The organism is Bacteroides helcogenes P 36-108 (genome assembly GCF_000186225.1).
GTDB lineage: Bacteria > Bacteroidota > Bacteroidia > Bacteroidales > Bacteroidaceae > Bacteroides > Bacteroides helcogenes.
Window position 1 is genome coordinate 1,109,102 of the sequence record NC_014933.1, and the last position, 14,972, is coordinate 1,124,073.

General features: G+C 43.5%; 15 protein-coding genes and 1 tRNA gene. 3 read left to right on the top strand and 13 right to left on the bottom strand.

Annotation, left to right across the window (positions count from 1 at the left end; genetic code table 11):
• Nucleotides 1–44: 44 nt before the first annotated feature.
• The 10 genes from BACHE_RS04240 to bamJ (BACHE_RS04285) all read right to left on the bottom strand — a co-directional run bounded on the left by BACHE_RS04240 (nucleotide 45) and on the right by bamJ (BACHE_RS04285) (nucleotide 7,949).
• Nucleotides 45–701 (bottom strand): hypothetical protein, encoded by a 657-nt coding sequence (locus BACHE_RS04240; RefSeq protein WP_013546473.1) that lies wholly within the window; start codon nucleotides 699–701, stop codon nucleotides 45–47.
• Nucleotides 655–846 carry a hypothetical protein gene (locus BACHE_RS16850; RefSeq protein WP_013546474.1) on the bottom strand — a complete coding sequence of 64 codons (192 nt, stop codon included), beginning with the start codon at nucleotides 844–846 and terminating at the stop codon, nucleotides 655–657. Before BACHE_RS16850 ends, BACHE_RS04240 begins: the two co-directional genes overlap by 47 nt.
• 741 nt (nucleotides 847–1,587) lie before the next feature.
• Complete coding sequence (locus tag BACHE_RS04250) at nucleotides 1,588–2,679, bottom strand: ParB N-terminal domain-containing protein (RefSeq protein WP_013546476.1); 1,092 nt, start codon at nucleotides 2,677–2,679, stop codon at nucleotides 1,588–1,590.
• 284 nt (nucleotides 2,680–2,963) lie between these two features.
• A complete protein-coding gene (locus BACHE_RS04255) occupies nucleotides 2,964–3,806 on the bottom strand; it encodes a hypothetical protein (RefSeq protein WP_041579643.1) in 843 nt (280 codons plus the stop codon).
• A gap of 70 nt (nucleotides 3,807–3,876) precedes the next feature.
• On the bottom strand, nucleotides 3,877–5,145 hold the full coding sequence (locus BACHE_RS04260) for a phage integrase SAM-like domain-containing protein (protein ID WP_013546479.1): 1,269 nt from the start codon (nucleotides 5,143–5,145) through the stop codon (nucleotides 3,877–3,879).
• 141 nt (nucleotides 5,146–5,286) lie between these two features.
• A tRNA-Ile gene (locus tag BACHE_RS04265) sits at nucleotides 5,287–5,360 on the bottom strand.
• Between the two features lie 92 nt (nucleotides 5,361–5,452).
• Nucleotides 5,453–5,764, bottom strand: a complete 312-nt coding sequence (locus tag BACHE_RS04270; RefSeq protein ID WP_013546480.1) for a DUF4491 family protein — start codon at nucleotides 5,762–5,764, stop codon at nucleotides 5,453–5,455.
• Nucleotides 5,765–5,796: 32 nt separating this feature from the next.
• Nucleotides 5,797–6,261 carry an Lrp/AsnC family transcriptional regulator gene (locus BACHE_RS04275; protein WP_013546481.1) on the bottom strand — a complete coding sequence of 155 codons (465 nt, stop codon included), beginning with the start codon at nucleotides 6,259–6,261 and terminating at the stop codon, nucleotides 5,797–5,799.
• Between the two features lie 207 nt (nucleotides 6,262–6,468).
• Complete coding sequence (bamJ, locus tag BACHE_RS04280; protein WP_013546482.1) at nucleotides 6,469–7,338, bottom strand: BamJ family beta-barrel-assembly machinery protein; 870 nt, start codon at nucleotides 7,336–7,338, stop codon at nucleotides 6,469–6,471.
• 17 nt (nucleotides 7,339–7,355) lie between these two features.
• Nucleotides 7,356–7,949 carry a BamJ family beta-barrel-assembly machinery protein gene (gene bamJ / locus BACHE_RS04285; protein WP_013546483.1) on the bottom strand — a complete coding sequence of 198 codons (594 nt, stop codon included), beginning with the start codon at nucleotides 7,947–7,949 and terminating at the stop codon, nucleotides 7,356–7,358.
• Between the two features lie 200 nt (nucleotides 7,950–8,149).
• Between bamJ (BACHE_RS04285) and BACHE_RS04290 the strand changes: the two genes are divergently transcribed.
• On the top strand, nucleotides 8,150–8,848 hold the full coding sequence (locus BACHE_RS04290; RefSeq protein ID WP_013546484.1) for an NAD-dependent deacylase: 699 nt from the start codon (nucleotides 8,150–8,152) through the stop codon (nucleotides 8,846–8,848).
• Between the two features lie 76 nt (nucleotides 8,849–8,924).
• On the opposite strand, the gene BACHE_RS04295 is transcribed toward BACHE_RS04290, so the two are convergent.
• Both BACHE_RS04295 and BACHE_RS04300 read right to left on the bottom strand, forming a co-directional pair.
• Complete coding sequence (locus BACHE_RS04295) at nucleotides 8,925–9,671, bottom strand: glycosyltransferase family 2 protein (RefSeq protein ID WP_013546485.1); 747 nt, start codon at nucleotides 9,669–9,671, stop codon at nucleotides 8,925–8,927.
• Nucleotides 9,664–10,929 (bottom strand): glycosyltransferase family 4 protein, encoded by a 1,266-nt coding sequence (locus BACHE_RS04300; protein ID WP_013546486.1) that lies wholly within the window; start codon nucleotides 10,927–10,929, stop codon nucleotides 9,664–9,666. Before BACHE_RS04300 ends, BACHE_RS04295 begins: the two co-directional genes overlap by 8 nt.
• A 107-nt stretch (nucleotides 10,930–11,036) precedes the next feature.
• Here BACHE_RS04300 and wecC point away from each other — a divergent pair, with 107 nt between their 5' ends.
• Complete coding sequence (gene wecC / locus BACHE_RS04305; protein WP_013546487.1) at nucleotides 11,037–12,239, top strand: UDP-N-acetyl-D-mannosamine dehydrogenase; 1,203 nt, start codon at nucleotides 11,037–11,039, stop codon at nucleotides 12,237–12,239.
• A gap of 51 nt (nucleotides 12,240–12,290) precedes the next feature.
• Nucleotides 12,291–13,421: a non-hydrolyzing UDP-N-acetylglucosamine 2-epimerase gene (gene wecB, locus BACHE_RS04310; protein WP_013546488.1), complete on the top strand. Its 1,131-nt coding sequence runs from the start codon at nucleotides 12,291–12,293 to the stop codon at nucleotides 13,419–13,421.
• A 301-nt stretch (nucleotides 13,422–13,722) separates the two neighbouring features.
• On the opposite strand, the gene BACHE_RS04315 is transcribed toward wecB, so the two are convergent.
• On the bottom strand, nucleotides 13,723–14,958 hold the full coding sequence (locus tag BACHE_RS04315) for a glycosyltransferase family 4 protein (protein WP_013546489.1): 1,236 nt from the start codon (nucleotides 14,956–14,958) through the stop codon (nucleotides 13,723–13,725).
• Between the last annotated feature and the right edge of the window lie 14 nt (nucleotides 14,959–14,972).

The following is a 14,972-nucleotide window of genomic DNA, read 5'->3' on the forward strand; positions in this document are numbered from 1 at the left end:
CTCTTAATATATTAATAAACAGTACGAAAAATCCTGCTTGCCTGTTATTTGGACTTGAAAGCTATCTTAACCACGTTTTTTGAGTTGATTGGATTCCACTCCTTACGTTGTTTGGCTATATCATTGTTTAATAATAGTTCCTTTGGAGTAAGTTCTATCCCTTTGGGTATGAATTTTAACAGACCTGCACTATATAAATCCAGATTGTAACTTTCTACATTTTTCTTACCCATTCCCAATTTGTCAGCCAACTTATTAAGAGAAAGCAATATCTTGTTATCTTCTGCTATCAATAAGAGCTTGATATAATATCCTTTCACTTTAATATCCAAATCCACTTTCATAAAGAGGTGGGACAGTGTTATAAAGTTGGGGTGGTCTATGGGTGGGATGCAGTAAAGACATCTCATTGTAAAGTCATATATGGGATGGTTGATTGGTACACAATATTTCTTTCTAACCAACACAGCTTCTATATCCTTATTGAAATTCTTTAGTGCAGTTTCTTCCTCTCCAGTCCGCTTAGCTAAATCCTTAATTCTCCATCTGACTTTATAATAGTCATTTCTATATAAGGACAGACAGAAGAATCTGTATAGATTGGGTGGATTGAGCTTATCTACAATAGACTTGTTAATAGTGGCATAGTCCTGCCTAATGCTGCTTGTCCTGTTTTGCAGGTATCTTTGAGGTATCTTCATATTCATTAGTAGCTGATTGAACATTATTGATAAACACTAAATCTTTCTTCTCCCGTTCCATCTTATAATAGTAGGCAGTTCCAAAATATATCTTAGCTTCCTTTCTGTTATGGAACTTCTTTCCTGTTGGTAGATGAATTATCATGTCAGTTTAAATTTCAGTGAATTAATAAGATAGTTTCTGCAATGAAATATAATAGGTAGTAACCTTTCCATTCTTCTTTCTCCTTGTCTTTAGATAGTTATTAAGATTAGCCCACAATCCAATGTGAACCTTGTTATCTTTTACTCCCTGTTTAAGAGCCTTAACCCTTATCTGTTCATAAGTAAATTCTTCCATTTTAGATATTCTGAATAGTTTGTAAGTCCGTCAATCTGTGTGGTGGGATTATCTGTCTGTGGTACTGTAAAGATAGTAATTTCATGAGTGGGGAACTAATGGTAAGACCACAATTCAGAAGTATTAAGTAGGCAGGGAAACCTCTCACATTTCCCTGCTTCTTGTCAATCCTCCTTGTCATGTTCAAAACATAGGACTAAGTGTATAATTCCATTCTCATTCTTGAAAGCTATTCTTGGATTATCAACTTCTTTATATGTAATGGAAGTTATAATAATGGGGAACAGTTCATTCTCATTATAAAGTTTGAGGCTATTTGCAATATATTCATTAGAACTATATTCTGGGAGAATGAAACTGAACAGATAGAGCTTGACATCATTGTATTGCTGCATTTTAGCTCTTAGTATTTCTTGCTTAGCAATTATTGCTTCGTAGATAGTGCTTAGATATAAGCTGGATTGTATGATATATGGATTCATTGTTTTATTATTTAATTGGTTAAGAATTAAGCCCACCTGTCACATGGGCTTTATAGTTGGTGTTTTATGCTTCCAGAGCTTCTTTCAATATCTTAATGAAATCATTCTCTGATTTAACCCCTTTCCACTTATCTTCTTTGTAGTTCTTGTATTTTAGATTGTCAAGAGCTTTAAATGCCTGTTCTTCACTTATAGATATGGCATGACTGTTGAAGCCTTTGATAAAGTAACGCTTAGTGATGAAAGAAACATCCATCTTAGCTGCTTTGCATAAGTTGATGAACTTGTTTCCTCTTTCAATGTCAACCTTTGCATCTTTGGGAAGTATAAATTCTTCTCCTTGTAACACATTGTTTACCTGTTTGTCAGATAGACTTTTACCTGTGTAAATCAACATAGCTGTGGTTGGATTGAACCCTTCGTTTAGTAATTTTGCTACATTTTGGAACAGTTCATCATTAGAAGTCAAAGAAGCTACAACCAATCTGTCCTTTTTATCCCAACTGCTTCCTACATTGTTAATGTCAACCAAGTATTCACCAACATTCTCAATATCCCTTATGTGAACATTGGGAATCATATTCTGATATTTCCCTGTTGCAATCAGTTTGGCGAATGCCGTACTTCTGTGTTGCCCATCAAGGATAACGAAGTAGTCTTTGGCTTCTTCCTTAGTCAGTTCCTTTCCATTGATGTCCGTTACAGTATAACCTGCTTCAATCAGTTTGGACGCTTCCATTACGATAATGGGGAAAGCCTTGTCATATTTATTGGCGGCTATCAAGGCTATAAAACCATCCACTTTCTTAGAGTTTACAGGTCTGTTGTTCTTTACAAATGCTATCTTCTTCTGTTGTTCCGTTCTTGCACGTGTTTCTTCATCCACTACAGAGAATGTGAAAGAACTGTTGACAGCTTTCTCCTTAGAGATTCTTTCAAACTCCTTTGCCTGTTCCATTTGGGCTTTGGCTTCATCAACGACTTTCTGTTGTGCTGCTATTACAGCTTCGTTTCTGTTGCCTTTTACAAGGCGGTTCAATTCTTTCTCTTCTTTCTCAAAGACCTTGGTCAGTTCTTCTATGTTACCCATAGTTGCGTTGTTTGATTCTACACTATTATTTACCATCTCTACTGAATTAACATTTGAAGTTGTCATAATTATTTCTTTTAAATTGTGATTAATAATGTTCTGTGCAACCGTCAAACCTATGTACACTTAGTTATCTGATTACGCTGCAAAACTACTTGCTTCTGGGCTGATTAAAAGAGAGAAATTAATGAGTAGTTTTACTTCCCCTCTTAATTGGTTGCTCGTCCGCTATCGTTTTGACGATGCAAAGATGGGATATAATGGCAGGATTAAAAGAGAGAAAAAAAGTCCTGCTTTCATGTACCCTCTTAATGGTGTGAAGCAGGATTGTATTAATTATCAGATATTTATTAGAAATATATGCTGTTCGCAGTATCAATTCTTTTGTCTTTATATTGCTTGATGTAACCTTTTAAAACATCTTCATCTTCTGAGAATTTACTATGTTTAGATAGTTTAGTAAAGTAGATAAGCCTTGATATGAGCAATGTCTTACTAAGTGATATGGTGCTTCCTTTCTTCTGTCTGACATTAAACCGCTTGTTATATGGCTCTAAATTGAAGAAGTCATTGAACATCTTATAGAACAGCCATATCTGAACGGATTCCTTTTCTTCTGCATGGGTGCTTATGCTGACTTGTTGGCTCTGCATCCAAGGGTGTTCCTCTATCTCTTTTAGGTTATTGGCGATGGTAGTAGCTAAGTAACCTATTGCATTGGCATTATCAATTACTATCTGATGCTTACCCTCTACCTTTACAGATATAGTGATAGGTTTCTTAAAACTTACTCCAAATTGGTTAATCTCCTTATGGTTGTCAGCTATGGCTTTGGTGAATTTGGTGAGCTGTTCTATTCCAATGCCTGTAGCTTTCATTCCGTCCAAGCACGTGCCACAAGTATAGTCAAAGATGAACAGAAGTAGAAACCAGAACTTGTCTATATCAACTCCCAAACCTTTTAAAGTATTTTGTATGTCCTCATTGGCTATATAATCTCCGTATGTGAAGTTGCCATATAGTTTATTCTGATTGTATCTTCTTATGAATAGAGGTAAGGCGGTAGTGCCACAGACGTATCTTTCTCCTGTGGCTGGGTCTATATCTACGTCTGGAACATATTTAACGGCTATGGCTTCCATGTATTCCAAACGGGTGTCAATGTTTATATAATCTTCCTTTAGCTTCTCCATAATCATTAGTTTAAGGCAAAGTTAAAAAAATAATCCTCACCTGCATTGCTACAAGTGAGGAATTATTAGCTTACTTACCAAACACGTATTTCACAACCTTGGTATTAGCCTTGTTTTCATTTACGAAGTCGCGTTCAATATAAATGTCTGTCACCTTCATAGAGTCATCAATATGGTTGAGGGCTGCATGGACTGTATATTTGTCTATGCCTACTTTGTTGAGAGCGATAGTAGCCCAACTATGCCTTGCTGCATAGTACTCCAAATCATCTACTTCTAATATTGAACCAATCTCTTTCAATCCAGAATTGATAGCCTTGTTAAAAGTCTTTTCATCCCCATAGAATTGATGGAAGTTAAACAGACGTTTGCCTGTGCTATCTTTGTACTTATCAATAAGAGGTTGCACTATCTTAGGAATATCTACCATCATTTTTGCACCATCCAATCTGCGAGCTTTGGTCTTAGTTCTGTTATAGATAATAGTGTTCCCTCTCATTTCAGTAGCATTGTAAAGGTCTGCTGAATTGATTCCCATAAGGCAGAATGAGAGAATGAAACAATCTTTAGCCAAGTTATAACGGCAGGTGGACTTATATCCTTTCTTCATGTCTTTATAAGGCAGCTTCCACACCTTTTTAATGATGTCTGCTGGAATGGCTCTCTTACGTGTAGCTTCCTGTTTAGGTATCTTGAAGTCTTCAAAGGGTGAGTTAGGAATAAGAATAAGGTTCTTGTCCTTCTTATTGAACTTACGTTTGGCTTCATTGAACAGCTTCTTGATGCTTACCAAGTAGAGGGAAAGAGTGCGGTTAGAGGTCACACGTTTACCTTGCTGCATCAGTTTCTTGGTACGTGCATCACGTTCTCCAATTAAAAATGCTTTGAACTGTTCCAAGAAGTCTAAGGTGATAAGATTTATATCCAATTCCTCTTTACCAACAAACCGTACCAAAGCATTGATGGCAGTTGTATAATTGGGTGCTCCTTTTATGGTAGTAGAAGCTATCCACTCACGACTGAACTTTATAAAGTCAATGGTTTGTTGCTTCTCTTGCTCTCCGTTTAGGAACTCAATTATCTCATCCAATGAATAATGATTTTGGTCTAATTGCAGTTTTAAACACTGTTCCCTATAATAGAGAACAAGCCTATCTATCTCTCTCTTAATGGAAGTGTCCTCTTTGAATTTGAGGGATTTAGTTAGGTCTTGTTGAGTTACAAACAGGTTGGTGGATAAGCGTTTTACCTTGCGGTCTAATGTGAATCTAATCTTGACGTTATAAGTTCCGTCAACTTTTAGTTCACTCCTTTTAATCTCAGCTTTAATAGTCAGCATATTAGCTCTATTTTAATTAGTCAACAATTAGTCAACATCTGCTTAAAATAGGAGTAAATCAACCAAGAGCAACAGATTTATATCTGGAGGGTCTGCAAACAAAAAAGGCTCCATTCTGTTAAGAATGAGCCTTTCAGTTTGTGGACCAGCCTGGGCTTGAACCAGGGACCTCCAGATTATGAGTCTGTTGCTCTAACCAACTGAGCTACAAGTCCGGCGTATCCTTGCTCGGATAGCGAGGACAAAAGTAGTATTTTCTATTGGAATATGCAAGACTTTCAATTAAAAAATACTTGTAACTTTATCTTTAAAACTTATAAGTACGCTTTGGATTCTTTGGAAACCAACCCTTTTTGACCCGTTCTTCCTGTTCAAAGATCTCTTTTATCGTCCAGAATGAGGAAAAGGCAAATACTCCCAATAAGGAAGCCAACATGATGTTTTCCGTGTAAAGGGAAGCAATGATGCCGCCGATGCCCAACACTAAGAAAATCCACCAGCATTTAGTACCCCAATAATATTCGGCCTTTACAACCACAGGATGAAACAAGCCGATAATGAGGAATGTGCAAATGCCGATGACAAGTCCTGACAAATGATATTCGTTTAAGAAATCCATTATTGTTATGAGTGTTGTTGCAGCTCCCGCCTCTATTTTTCCGGACAGATAGGTATCTCTTTCTTGATGCTCTGCTCCAGGGATATCAATGTCTCGGTGGCGGTGACACCCGGAATTTCCTGCATTTTATTGTTCAGCAAATCCATCAGATGTTCGTTGTCGCGGGCATATACTTTAGTCAGCATGGTATATGGGCCGGTAGTGAAATGGCACTCTACAATTTCGGGTATTTTCTGCATTTCGGCAACGACGGCCTTGTACATGGAACCTTTTTCGAGCTTGATTCCTACATACGTACAGGTTCTGTAACCCAAGGATTTGGGATTGACATGATAACCGGAGCCGATGATGACTCCTAAGTCAATCAGGCGTTGTACGCGTTGGTGAATGGCAGCACGTGATACGCCGCATTCGGCAGCTACATCCTTAAAAGGAATACGGGCATTTTGCGAAATGATTTCCAGAATTTGCCGGTCAAGATTGTCTATTTTTTCCATAATGGTAAATATGTAAAGTTCTTATTCTTATCAAATAGTAAGCAAATATAGGACTTTATTTTAATTTATCTATGAAAAGGGAATAAAAAATGAATAAAAGAGAAGGGAGATTAAGTAGATGGAAGGTGGAAGGGATAAGAAACAACAAAGTGGCAGGAACGCCGAAGCGCTCTGTCACTCTGTTGTTTTTAGCTTGTTGCGTTTATCTTATTTTTCGATGCCCAGCAATTCTACTTCGAATATCAAAGCAGAGAACGGTTTGATTTGGCCGCCACCGGATTCTCTTGTACCGTATGCCAAGTCGTAAGGGATGTAAAGTTCCCACTTGGAGCCTACGGGCATCATGGTCAGAGCTTCTGTCCAGCCTTTGATAACCTGATTGGCACGGAAAGTTGCGGGTTCGTTACGCTTGTAAGAGCTGTCGAATTCCGTTCCGTCAATCAATGTTCCTTTATAGTTTACTTTTACCTTGCAAGTGTCTGCGGGAATAGCACCAGTGCCCTTGGTCAGAACTTTGTATTGCAAACCGCTGGGAGTTGTTACAACGCCTTCTTTACCTTTGTTTTCAGTCAGGAATTTTTCTCCTGCGGCTTTGTTGTCGGCATATTTCTCTGCAGTGGCTTTTTCTTTGATGGCGTCCATTGCAGTCTGTGTGTAGGCGCGGGCATCTTCTTTGTTCATAAGGCCGCCTTTATTGATTACACCTGCAACGAAACCTGCCAGCAGATTTTCGCGGCTGACGGTTTTGGTAGAGTCTTCACCGAAGATTTGTTGGTTAAGACCTTCTACCCAACGTTTGCTTACCATTTGTCCGAGTTGGAGGCCTGCCATGTAGGCAGCGTCTTTCTTGTCAATCTTGGTAGCGCCTTCGTTGAAGCCTTTCAGGAAGTCTGCCATTTGGGTTGAGTCAATGCCTTGTTGGGCGAAGTACTGGTCGATACCTTCTGTTTGTGACATACCGAAAGCGTAAGACAATGAATCGATGTCTGTTTTCAGATTACCTTTCGGGCTTTGTGCAGTACAAGATGCCAGACCGGCAGCTACTGCGAGAGTCATAAGAAATGTTACTTTTTTCATTTTGCTTTTACTTGTTTTTATTTGGATAAAATTTTCATCAGTTCTACTTCGAAAACGAGCGTGCTGTGCGGGGGAATCATTTCGCCGGCGCCTTGTGCGCCGTATGCCAGGTCGCTGGGGATATAGAGTTTCCATTTGGCTCCTTCGGGCATCAGTTGCAGCGCTTCTACCCAGCCCGGTATCACCTGGCTTACGCCGAAAGTGGCAGGTTGTCCGCGTTTGATGGAGCTGTCGAACAGTGTTCCGTCTATCAGCGTGCCTTCGTAATGACATTGTACCTGATCGCTGGCCTGTGCGTAATGTCCTACGTTTCCTTCGTTGATAACCTCATATTGAAGTCCGCTTGGCAATGTGATGACACCCGGACGTTTTTTGTTTTCTTCAAGGAAGTTTTTACCTGCTTCGATGTTGGCGGAGTTCATCTTCTCCTCCAGTTCGGCGAAGTATTTATTTACTATCTCACGGGCTTCTGTGTGGCTGATTGCCGTCTGGTTACCTTCCAACACGTCCTTGATAGCTTGTGCGAAGTCATTTACCTCGATGCCTTTAGCACCCATGCTTAAAAGATTCTGACCTATTCCGAGGCCGATTGCGTAACTGAATTTGTCCATAAAATGATTTTGTTGGCGACCGGAGCGATTCTTTTTCCATCTACTCGGAGTGATTCTTTTCCAATCTACTGTAAATTAACGAGTGGCAAAAGTACGTCTTTTATTTGAATGATGGAGGGCTTCGTTATTTAAATTTTCTTATTTATGTATCAACTTGGGCTATCTTTATGTATTTTTGTAAGAAACAAAAACAAAAGGCTATGAAGAATCTTGTTGTTTTATCCGGCGCCGGAATGAGTGCCGAAAGCGGTATCAGTACGTTTCGCGATGCGGGAGGATTGTGGGACAGGTATCCGGTGGAACAGGTGGCTACTCCCGAAGGGTATGCGCGTGATCCGGAGCTGGTCATCAACTTCTATAACGAGCGCCGCAGACAACTGCTGGACGTGAAGCCGAATGCCGGGCATGCCGGGCTGGCAGAGCTGGAAAGGGATTTCAATGTGACGGTGGTGACGCAGAATGTAGATAACTTGCACGAACGGGCGGGCAGCACGCACGTCATCCATCTGCATGGTGAACTGACGAAAGTGTGCTCCAGCCGTGACCCCTACAATCCGCATTTTATAAAGGAACTGAAGCCGGGAGAATATGAAGTGAAGATGGGCGACAAGGCGGGTGACGGAACGCAGCTTCGCCCCTTTATTGTGTGGTTCGGCGAAGCCGTGCCCCAAATTGAGACTGCCATTCGCTATGTGGAAAAGGCGGACATCTTTGTCATCATAGGTACTTCGATGAACGTATATCCCGCTGCCGGGCTGCTGAACTATGTACCCCGTGAGGCGGACGTCTATCTGATAGACCCCAAGCCGGTGGACGCGCACACGCTGCGACAGATACATGTAATCAGGAAAGGAGCTTCGGACGGTGTGGAAGAATTGATCTCTTTGTTGCGTAGTTGAGGAACAAGCGACTGATTTACATTCTCTTATTTTGCCAACCTTTGTCATGCTGTTGGCAAACTTTTGCCGCTCCGGATTATTTCTTCAGCACGGCCCGCAGCACGAACCATGCGTGATGGGCTATGGTACTTGCCAGTCCATAGTGTTTCGCCATGATCCGGAAGCGTTCCTTCAAAGATGCTTTCCGGTTCTGCGTTGTCATCCCTTCTTCCAGATAGTCAATGATTGTAAGATGGGTGTTGTGCAGCGTCCGCGCTTTCTTCATCACCCGGATGCACCAGTCGAAGTCTGCCGAGAAACGGTATTGCAGGTTGTAAGGTTCTGCCAGGGAAGCCTTGGCGAAGAAAGCCTGATGGCATACCAGCATGCCTTGCCTGAAGCTGCGCCATGTCAGCGTTTGGGGAGTGGAAAGGCGGCGCATGCGTATGAAGTGTCCCTCCTTGTCCACCAGTTCCGTCTCGCCGTAGATCACGTCGGGCAGTTCCGCTTCGGTGATGGAGTGCACCATCTGTTGCAGGGTGTCGTCTTCGTGAAAGCTGTCACCGGCATTGAGGAAACAGAGATAATCTCCGCTTGCCAGCCTCATGCCCTTGTTCATGGCGTCATACAGCCCTTTGTCCGGTTCGCTCACCACCCGGGTGATACGGTCGCCGTACCGGGCGATGATGGAAAGTGTGCCGTCATTCGAGGCGCCGTCCACGATGATGTACTCCACATGGCGGTATGTTTGCGAAATGACGCTCTGGATGGTGTCCTCCAATACGGCTTCGGCATTGTAGGTCACGGTGATGATGCTGAATTTCGGTGTAAGGCGGTTATGCATTTCTTCCGGTTACTTTATTGTAAAGGTCGATGTATTTCTTGGCGATGACATTCTCGGAATAGTGTGAGACGGCTTTTCGGCATGCTTGTTCGGAGAGGCTCGGATAGTCGGGATCGGTCAGCATCCAGTAAATGCCGTTGGCAAAATCCTCGGCCGACTTGTACTGAGCCACGTAGCCGTTGTGGAGGTGGTCTATCATTTCCGGTATGCCTCCCACGTTGAATCCGATGCACGGAGTTCCGCAAGCCATGGCCTCCATGATGGTGTTGGGCAGGTTCTCTTCCAGAGAGGGGGTAACGAAGATATCCACCGCATTGTAGATGTCCACCAATTGGTGCTCATCGGTCACGAAGTCCAGTGGATAGACCTTGAAGGGAAGCAAGTCTTCCAGTTGTCGGGAGTTATTGCCGAAGGCCACTACGCCCAATGCTTCTCTGAGCTCCGGATATTTCTTCGCCAGCAGTCTGCACGATTCGACCAGATAATCAATGCCTTTTCTTTTGTCCGTGATCTTCACAGACCCGAACAGCATCAGCTTCATGTCCTGCGGAAGCAGGCATTTGCTGCGTGCCTCCCGCATGCTGTGGGGCTTGAAGAGGTTGGTGTTGATGGGATTGGGGATGGATGTCACGGCATGTCCGCGCAGAAGTGCACTTTTTCCGGCCCGTTCTTCCAGCCAATGGCTGCAGGCCACGAAGTTGATGTGCCTGCCCTTGTATAGATTCTGTTTCTTCCGGAAGATGCGGAAAGAAAGATCCTTTTTGTTCCCGCCGCTGTGAATGAAGAGGCAGTTGCGGCATTCCTGCTGATAGCTGGTGCATTCGCGGGCGTGGTGGCAGATGCCTGTGCATGGCCACATATCATGCATGGTCCATACCACGGGTTTGCCGGAGGACAGTATCTTTTCAATGTTTTTCAGCGAAAGCATGCCTTGATTTATCCAGTGCAGGTGGATGACGTCGGCCTGCTGGAATTCCGGCAGCGAGGTGATGTCTGTGCCTGTGTTGGCTATATCGACGGCAAAGATGTTTTCTTTCTTGAAGTGGTTGGCTTTCCAGATAACAATACGCTCCCATACAAATTTCCAGACCATCCGCCAACTATGGTCAAGTGATACGACGGTAATCCGGTCAGTCTGTTTGTCGCGTACCAGCAACTTGGCTTTAATACCGTGGTTTTTCAGTGAGTCCATGAGGCGGCTGGCGGCAATGGCTGCTCCGCCGATGCGTTCGGATGTATTTATTAGTAGTACTCTCATTGCTGTGCATTCAGAATGTTTGAGCAAAAGTAGTGGTTTTCGCCGATAAACGGTACAAAGTCGCATATTATTTGTACTTTTGCGGTACTTAGAATCACATATATAATATGAAGAAGGTTGTATTTATAGGTTTGGGCTACATAGGCCTGCCTACGGCAGCGGTCGCTGCTCATCATGGTTTCGAGGTGGTGGGTGTGGATGTAAATCCATCGGTGGTAGAAACCGTCAATCAAGGTAAAGTGCATATTGTAGAACCGGACTTGGGTAAGATTGTCAAAGAGGCAGTACAAAGCGGTCATCTGCGTGCCGTGACCCGACCTGAACCGGCAGACGCCTTCTTCGTGGTAGTGCCCACACCTTTCAAACAAAACCATCGCGCAGACATCACATACGTAGAGTCGGCTACCCGTTCTGTTATCCCTTGCCTGAAGCCGGGAGATTTGTTTGTGATAGAATCCACTTCTCCGGTATTCACTACCGAGCGTATGGCCGAACTTATTTTCCAGCAGCGCCCTGAGTTGAAAGACCAAATATACATTGCTTATTGTCCCGAACGTGTATTGCCGGGCAATACCCTTTACGAACTGGTGCACAACGACCGTGTAATCGGTGGTATCAATCCCGCATCTACCGATAAGGCGATTGAATTCTACTCTGCTTTCGTTCAAGGTAAACTGCATCGCACGAATGCCCGTACTGCCGAGATGTGTAAGCTGACGGAGAACTCCAGTCGTGATTCTCAGATTGCTTTTGCCAACGAGCTCTCCATGATTTGTGACAAAGCCGGTATCAATGTATGGGAGTTGATAGAACTTGCCAACAAACATCCTCGTGTCAATATCCTGCAACCCGGTTGCGGTGTAGGCGGCCATTGCATTGCCGTAGACCCTTGGTTCATTGTATCCGATTATCCCGAACAGGCACAACTCATCAAGCGTGCCCGTGAAACGAACGACTATAAAGCCGATTGGTGTGCCAACAAAGTATTAGAGTCTTGCCAACGTTTTGTCGAGAAATACGAACGTGAGCCGATAGTAGCTTGTATGGGTCTTGCCTTCAAACCGAATATCGATGACCTTCGTGAATCTCCCGCCAAGTACATTGCTTCTCGAATTGTCAGCGAAAGCCGTGCTGATGTACTGATAGTAGAGCCTAATATCACTTCACACCCCAGTTTCCATATAACAGATTATAAGGAAGCTTATCAGAAAGCTGATATTATCGTTTGGCTTGTACGCCATACCCCGTTCGTAGAACTGCCTCGCAAGGAAGAAAAGCTGGAGCTCGACTTCTGCGGAGTGCGCAAGTAGCAGCCAATTCCAAAGTAATTCCAATCGTACATCGTAAATCGTCCATCGTAAATGAAAAAGATATTGCTCGTTTTCGGAACCCGTCCCGAAGCCATCAAGATGGCTCCGCTGGTGAAAGCCTTGCAAAAGGATACGGCACATTTTGATACTAAAGTATGCGTCACTGCCCAGCACCGCCAAATGCTGGATCAGGTGCTGGAAGTATTTGAGATAACGCCCGAATACGACCTTAATATCATGGCGCCCAATCAGGACTTGTATGATATCACTTCCAAAGTGCTGTTAGGTTTGCGCGATGTCTTGAAGGACTTTCAACCTGACGTGGTACTGGTACATGGCGATACTACCACCTCGATGGCAGCTTCCCTTGCAGCTTTCTACCAACAAATTCCCGTAGGGCATGTAGAAGCCGGATTGCGTACATACGATATGCTTTCGCCTTGGCCTGAGGAAATGAACCGTCAGGTTACCGACCGAATCTGTACGTATTACTTTGCCCCCACGGAGAAGTCACGTCAGAATCTTTTGCATGAGAATATTGAGGATGAAAAGATATCTGTCACCGGCAATACGGTTATTGATGCTCTGCTGATGGCTGTCGATATCATAGCTCATAAGCCGGGTGTGAAAGAACAATTGCATGAGGAACTTCGTACAAAAGGTTATACGGTTGGCAATCGCCCATACGTATTGGTAACCGGGCATCGCCGTGAGAATTTTGGTGAAGGCTTCCTGCATATTTGCCGGGCAATTAAGGAAATCGCCTCTTTGCATCCTGATATGGATATTGTCTATCCGGTGCATCTTAATCCTAATGTTCAGAAGCCTGTTTATGAACTTCTTTCCGGTCTTGAGAATGTATTTCTTATTTCCCCGTTGGATTATCTGCCGTTTATCTATGCCATGCAGCACTCTGTGTTGCTGCTGACGGACAGTGGCGGCGTGCAGGAAGAAGCTCCCTCATTGGGAAAGCCTGTTTTGGTAATGAGAAACACTACCGAACGTCCCGAAGCTGTAGAAGCAGGTACTGTGAAGTTGGTTGGCACAGATGCCGATGCCATCGTAAAGAACGTGACGGAACTATTACGTGATAAAGAAGTCTATCAGCAGATGTCCGAAACGCACAATCCGTATGGTGATGGGCAGGCTTGCGAAAGAATAATGGCGGCGCTGAGAAAGTAACTGCATTTCGGATGGGTTATGAATGTAATAAGAAGTGCATAATGCTTACAAATAAGCCCATAAACACTTCGCCCGGCAAAGAGTTCTTATTTCACTCACTGAATGAACCGGATTCAGTCAGGGACTGAAAGGCATTCAGTCCCTGAGTGAAAGCCTTTCAGTCCCTGAGTCATTGTACCCCCTCTCAGAAGGTGTTTTGAATGGGGGTAAAAGAAAAGATGACTGGTAGAGATAACACTGGTAAAGAAATCATACTTTGTGTAAACCTGCTTTATTCATTCCTAAAACCGTAATAACTCATTTATGAGTTCATAATCTCTTTGAAAGCCTTCAGGTATCTTTCGCTTACCGTATCTATATTTATCTTTTCACGGATTATCTTTTCCGACTCTTGTCCCATCTCCCGGCAACGGTCGGGGGAGGCAAACAGTTGATCTATCTTTTCTACCAGACTGTCAACATCGCCTTCGCGGAAGAAATAGCCATTCTTGCCATCTGTGACAAGATCCCGTTCTGTACTATCGCAAACGGAACAAAGAACAGGAAGACCGTATGTCATGGCATCATTGATAGAAAGTCCTCCCATACCTGCCAGTACATACACCGTAGATTCGTTCATATAGGCTCCCAGCGCTTTCGGGTCATAGACGGCGCCGATGAAACGGATTCCTCCCTCTCCGTTATTGTCATTTCCGACTTCATAGATCGGTATATTCATAGCTTGCGCCTGCCGTTTCAGGTTATCCAGCTCAGGGCCATCGCCTACAATCAGTAGTTCGGCATCGGAATAAGTCTTTATTATCTGGGAAAAAGCATCAATCAGCAAGTCCACCCGTTTCCATTTTACCAAGCGACCGATGTGCAGCAACCGTCTCTCTGACTTTGGCAGCAGTGGTTCGGATGCCAATACGGACTCTTTTTCGCGTAACAAAACCTCGGTGTCTGTGGAGTTGTAAGTGACATGTATGTGTTCTTTATCTACTCCGTAAGAAGGAATAATATCGTAAGCGGCAGTGGAATAGTTGAGTGTACCCGCTACCCGGGCATAGCAATACTTGCGAACTAATGCCGTCAGCCATTGGCGGAGGTAGAAAGCTGTGCCCTGACTCATTAAGCGCATGCTTTCGTCATACATGGGATTCTCCCGGAAATATTCTTTTATTCTTCCGTAAGGGGGTGTCTGAAAGGGTATCTCACGAATTACCAAACGTGAGCCGCATTCCTTCATTGCCTTCCTCAATCGTGGCTGGAAGAATACTTGCAGGAAATAAGGCCATCCCATCACTATTATATCAGGCTTCTCTTGCAGCACAATCTCAGGTAAAGCAGGGTAAGCAGTTTTTCCGTAGAACATCTTTTTTTCAGGAGTGGTGAGGTGCTTGTAAGTACCACCTTCCACCATCTTTACGCCTTTACCAATGGTGGCGTTGCCTTTCTGTGGGGTAATAACTGTAATCTCTATTCCCTTTGCATGCAACTTGTTCAGCATGGCGTTGAGGTAGTGCGGTATTCCGCCGAACGTGAAAAGGACTTTCATATATATATAGTCTG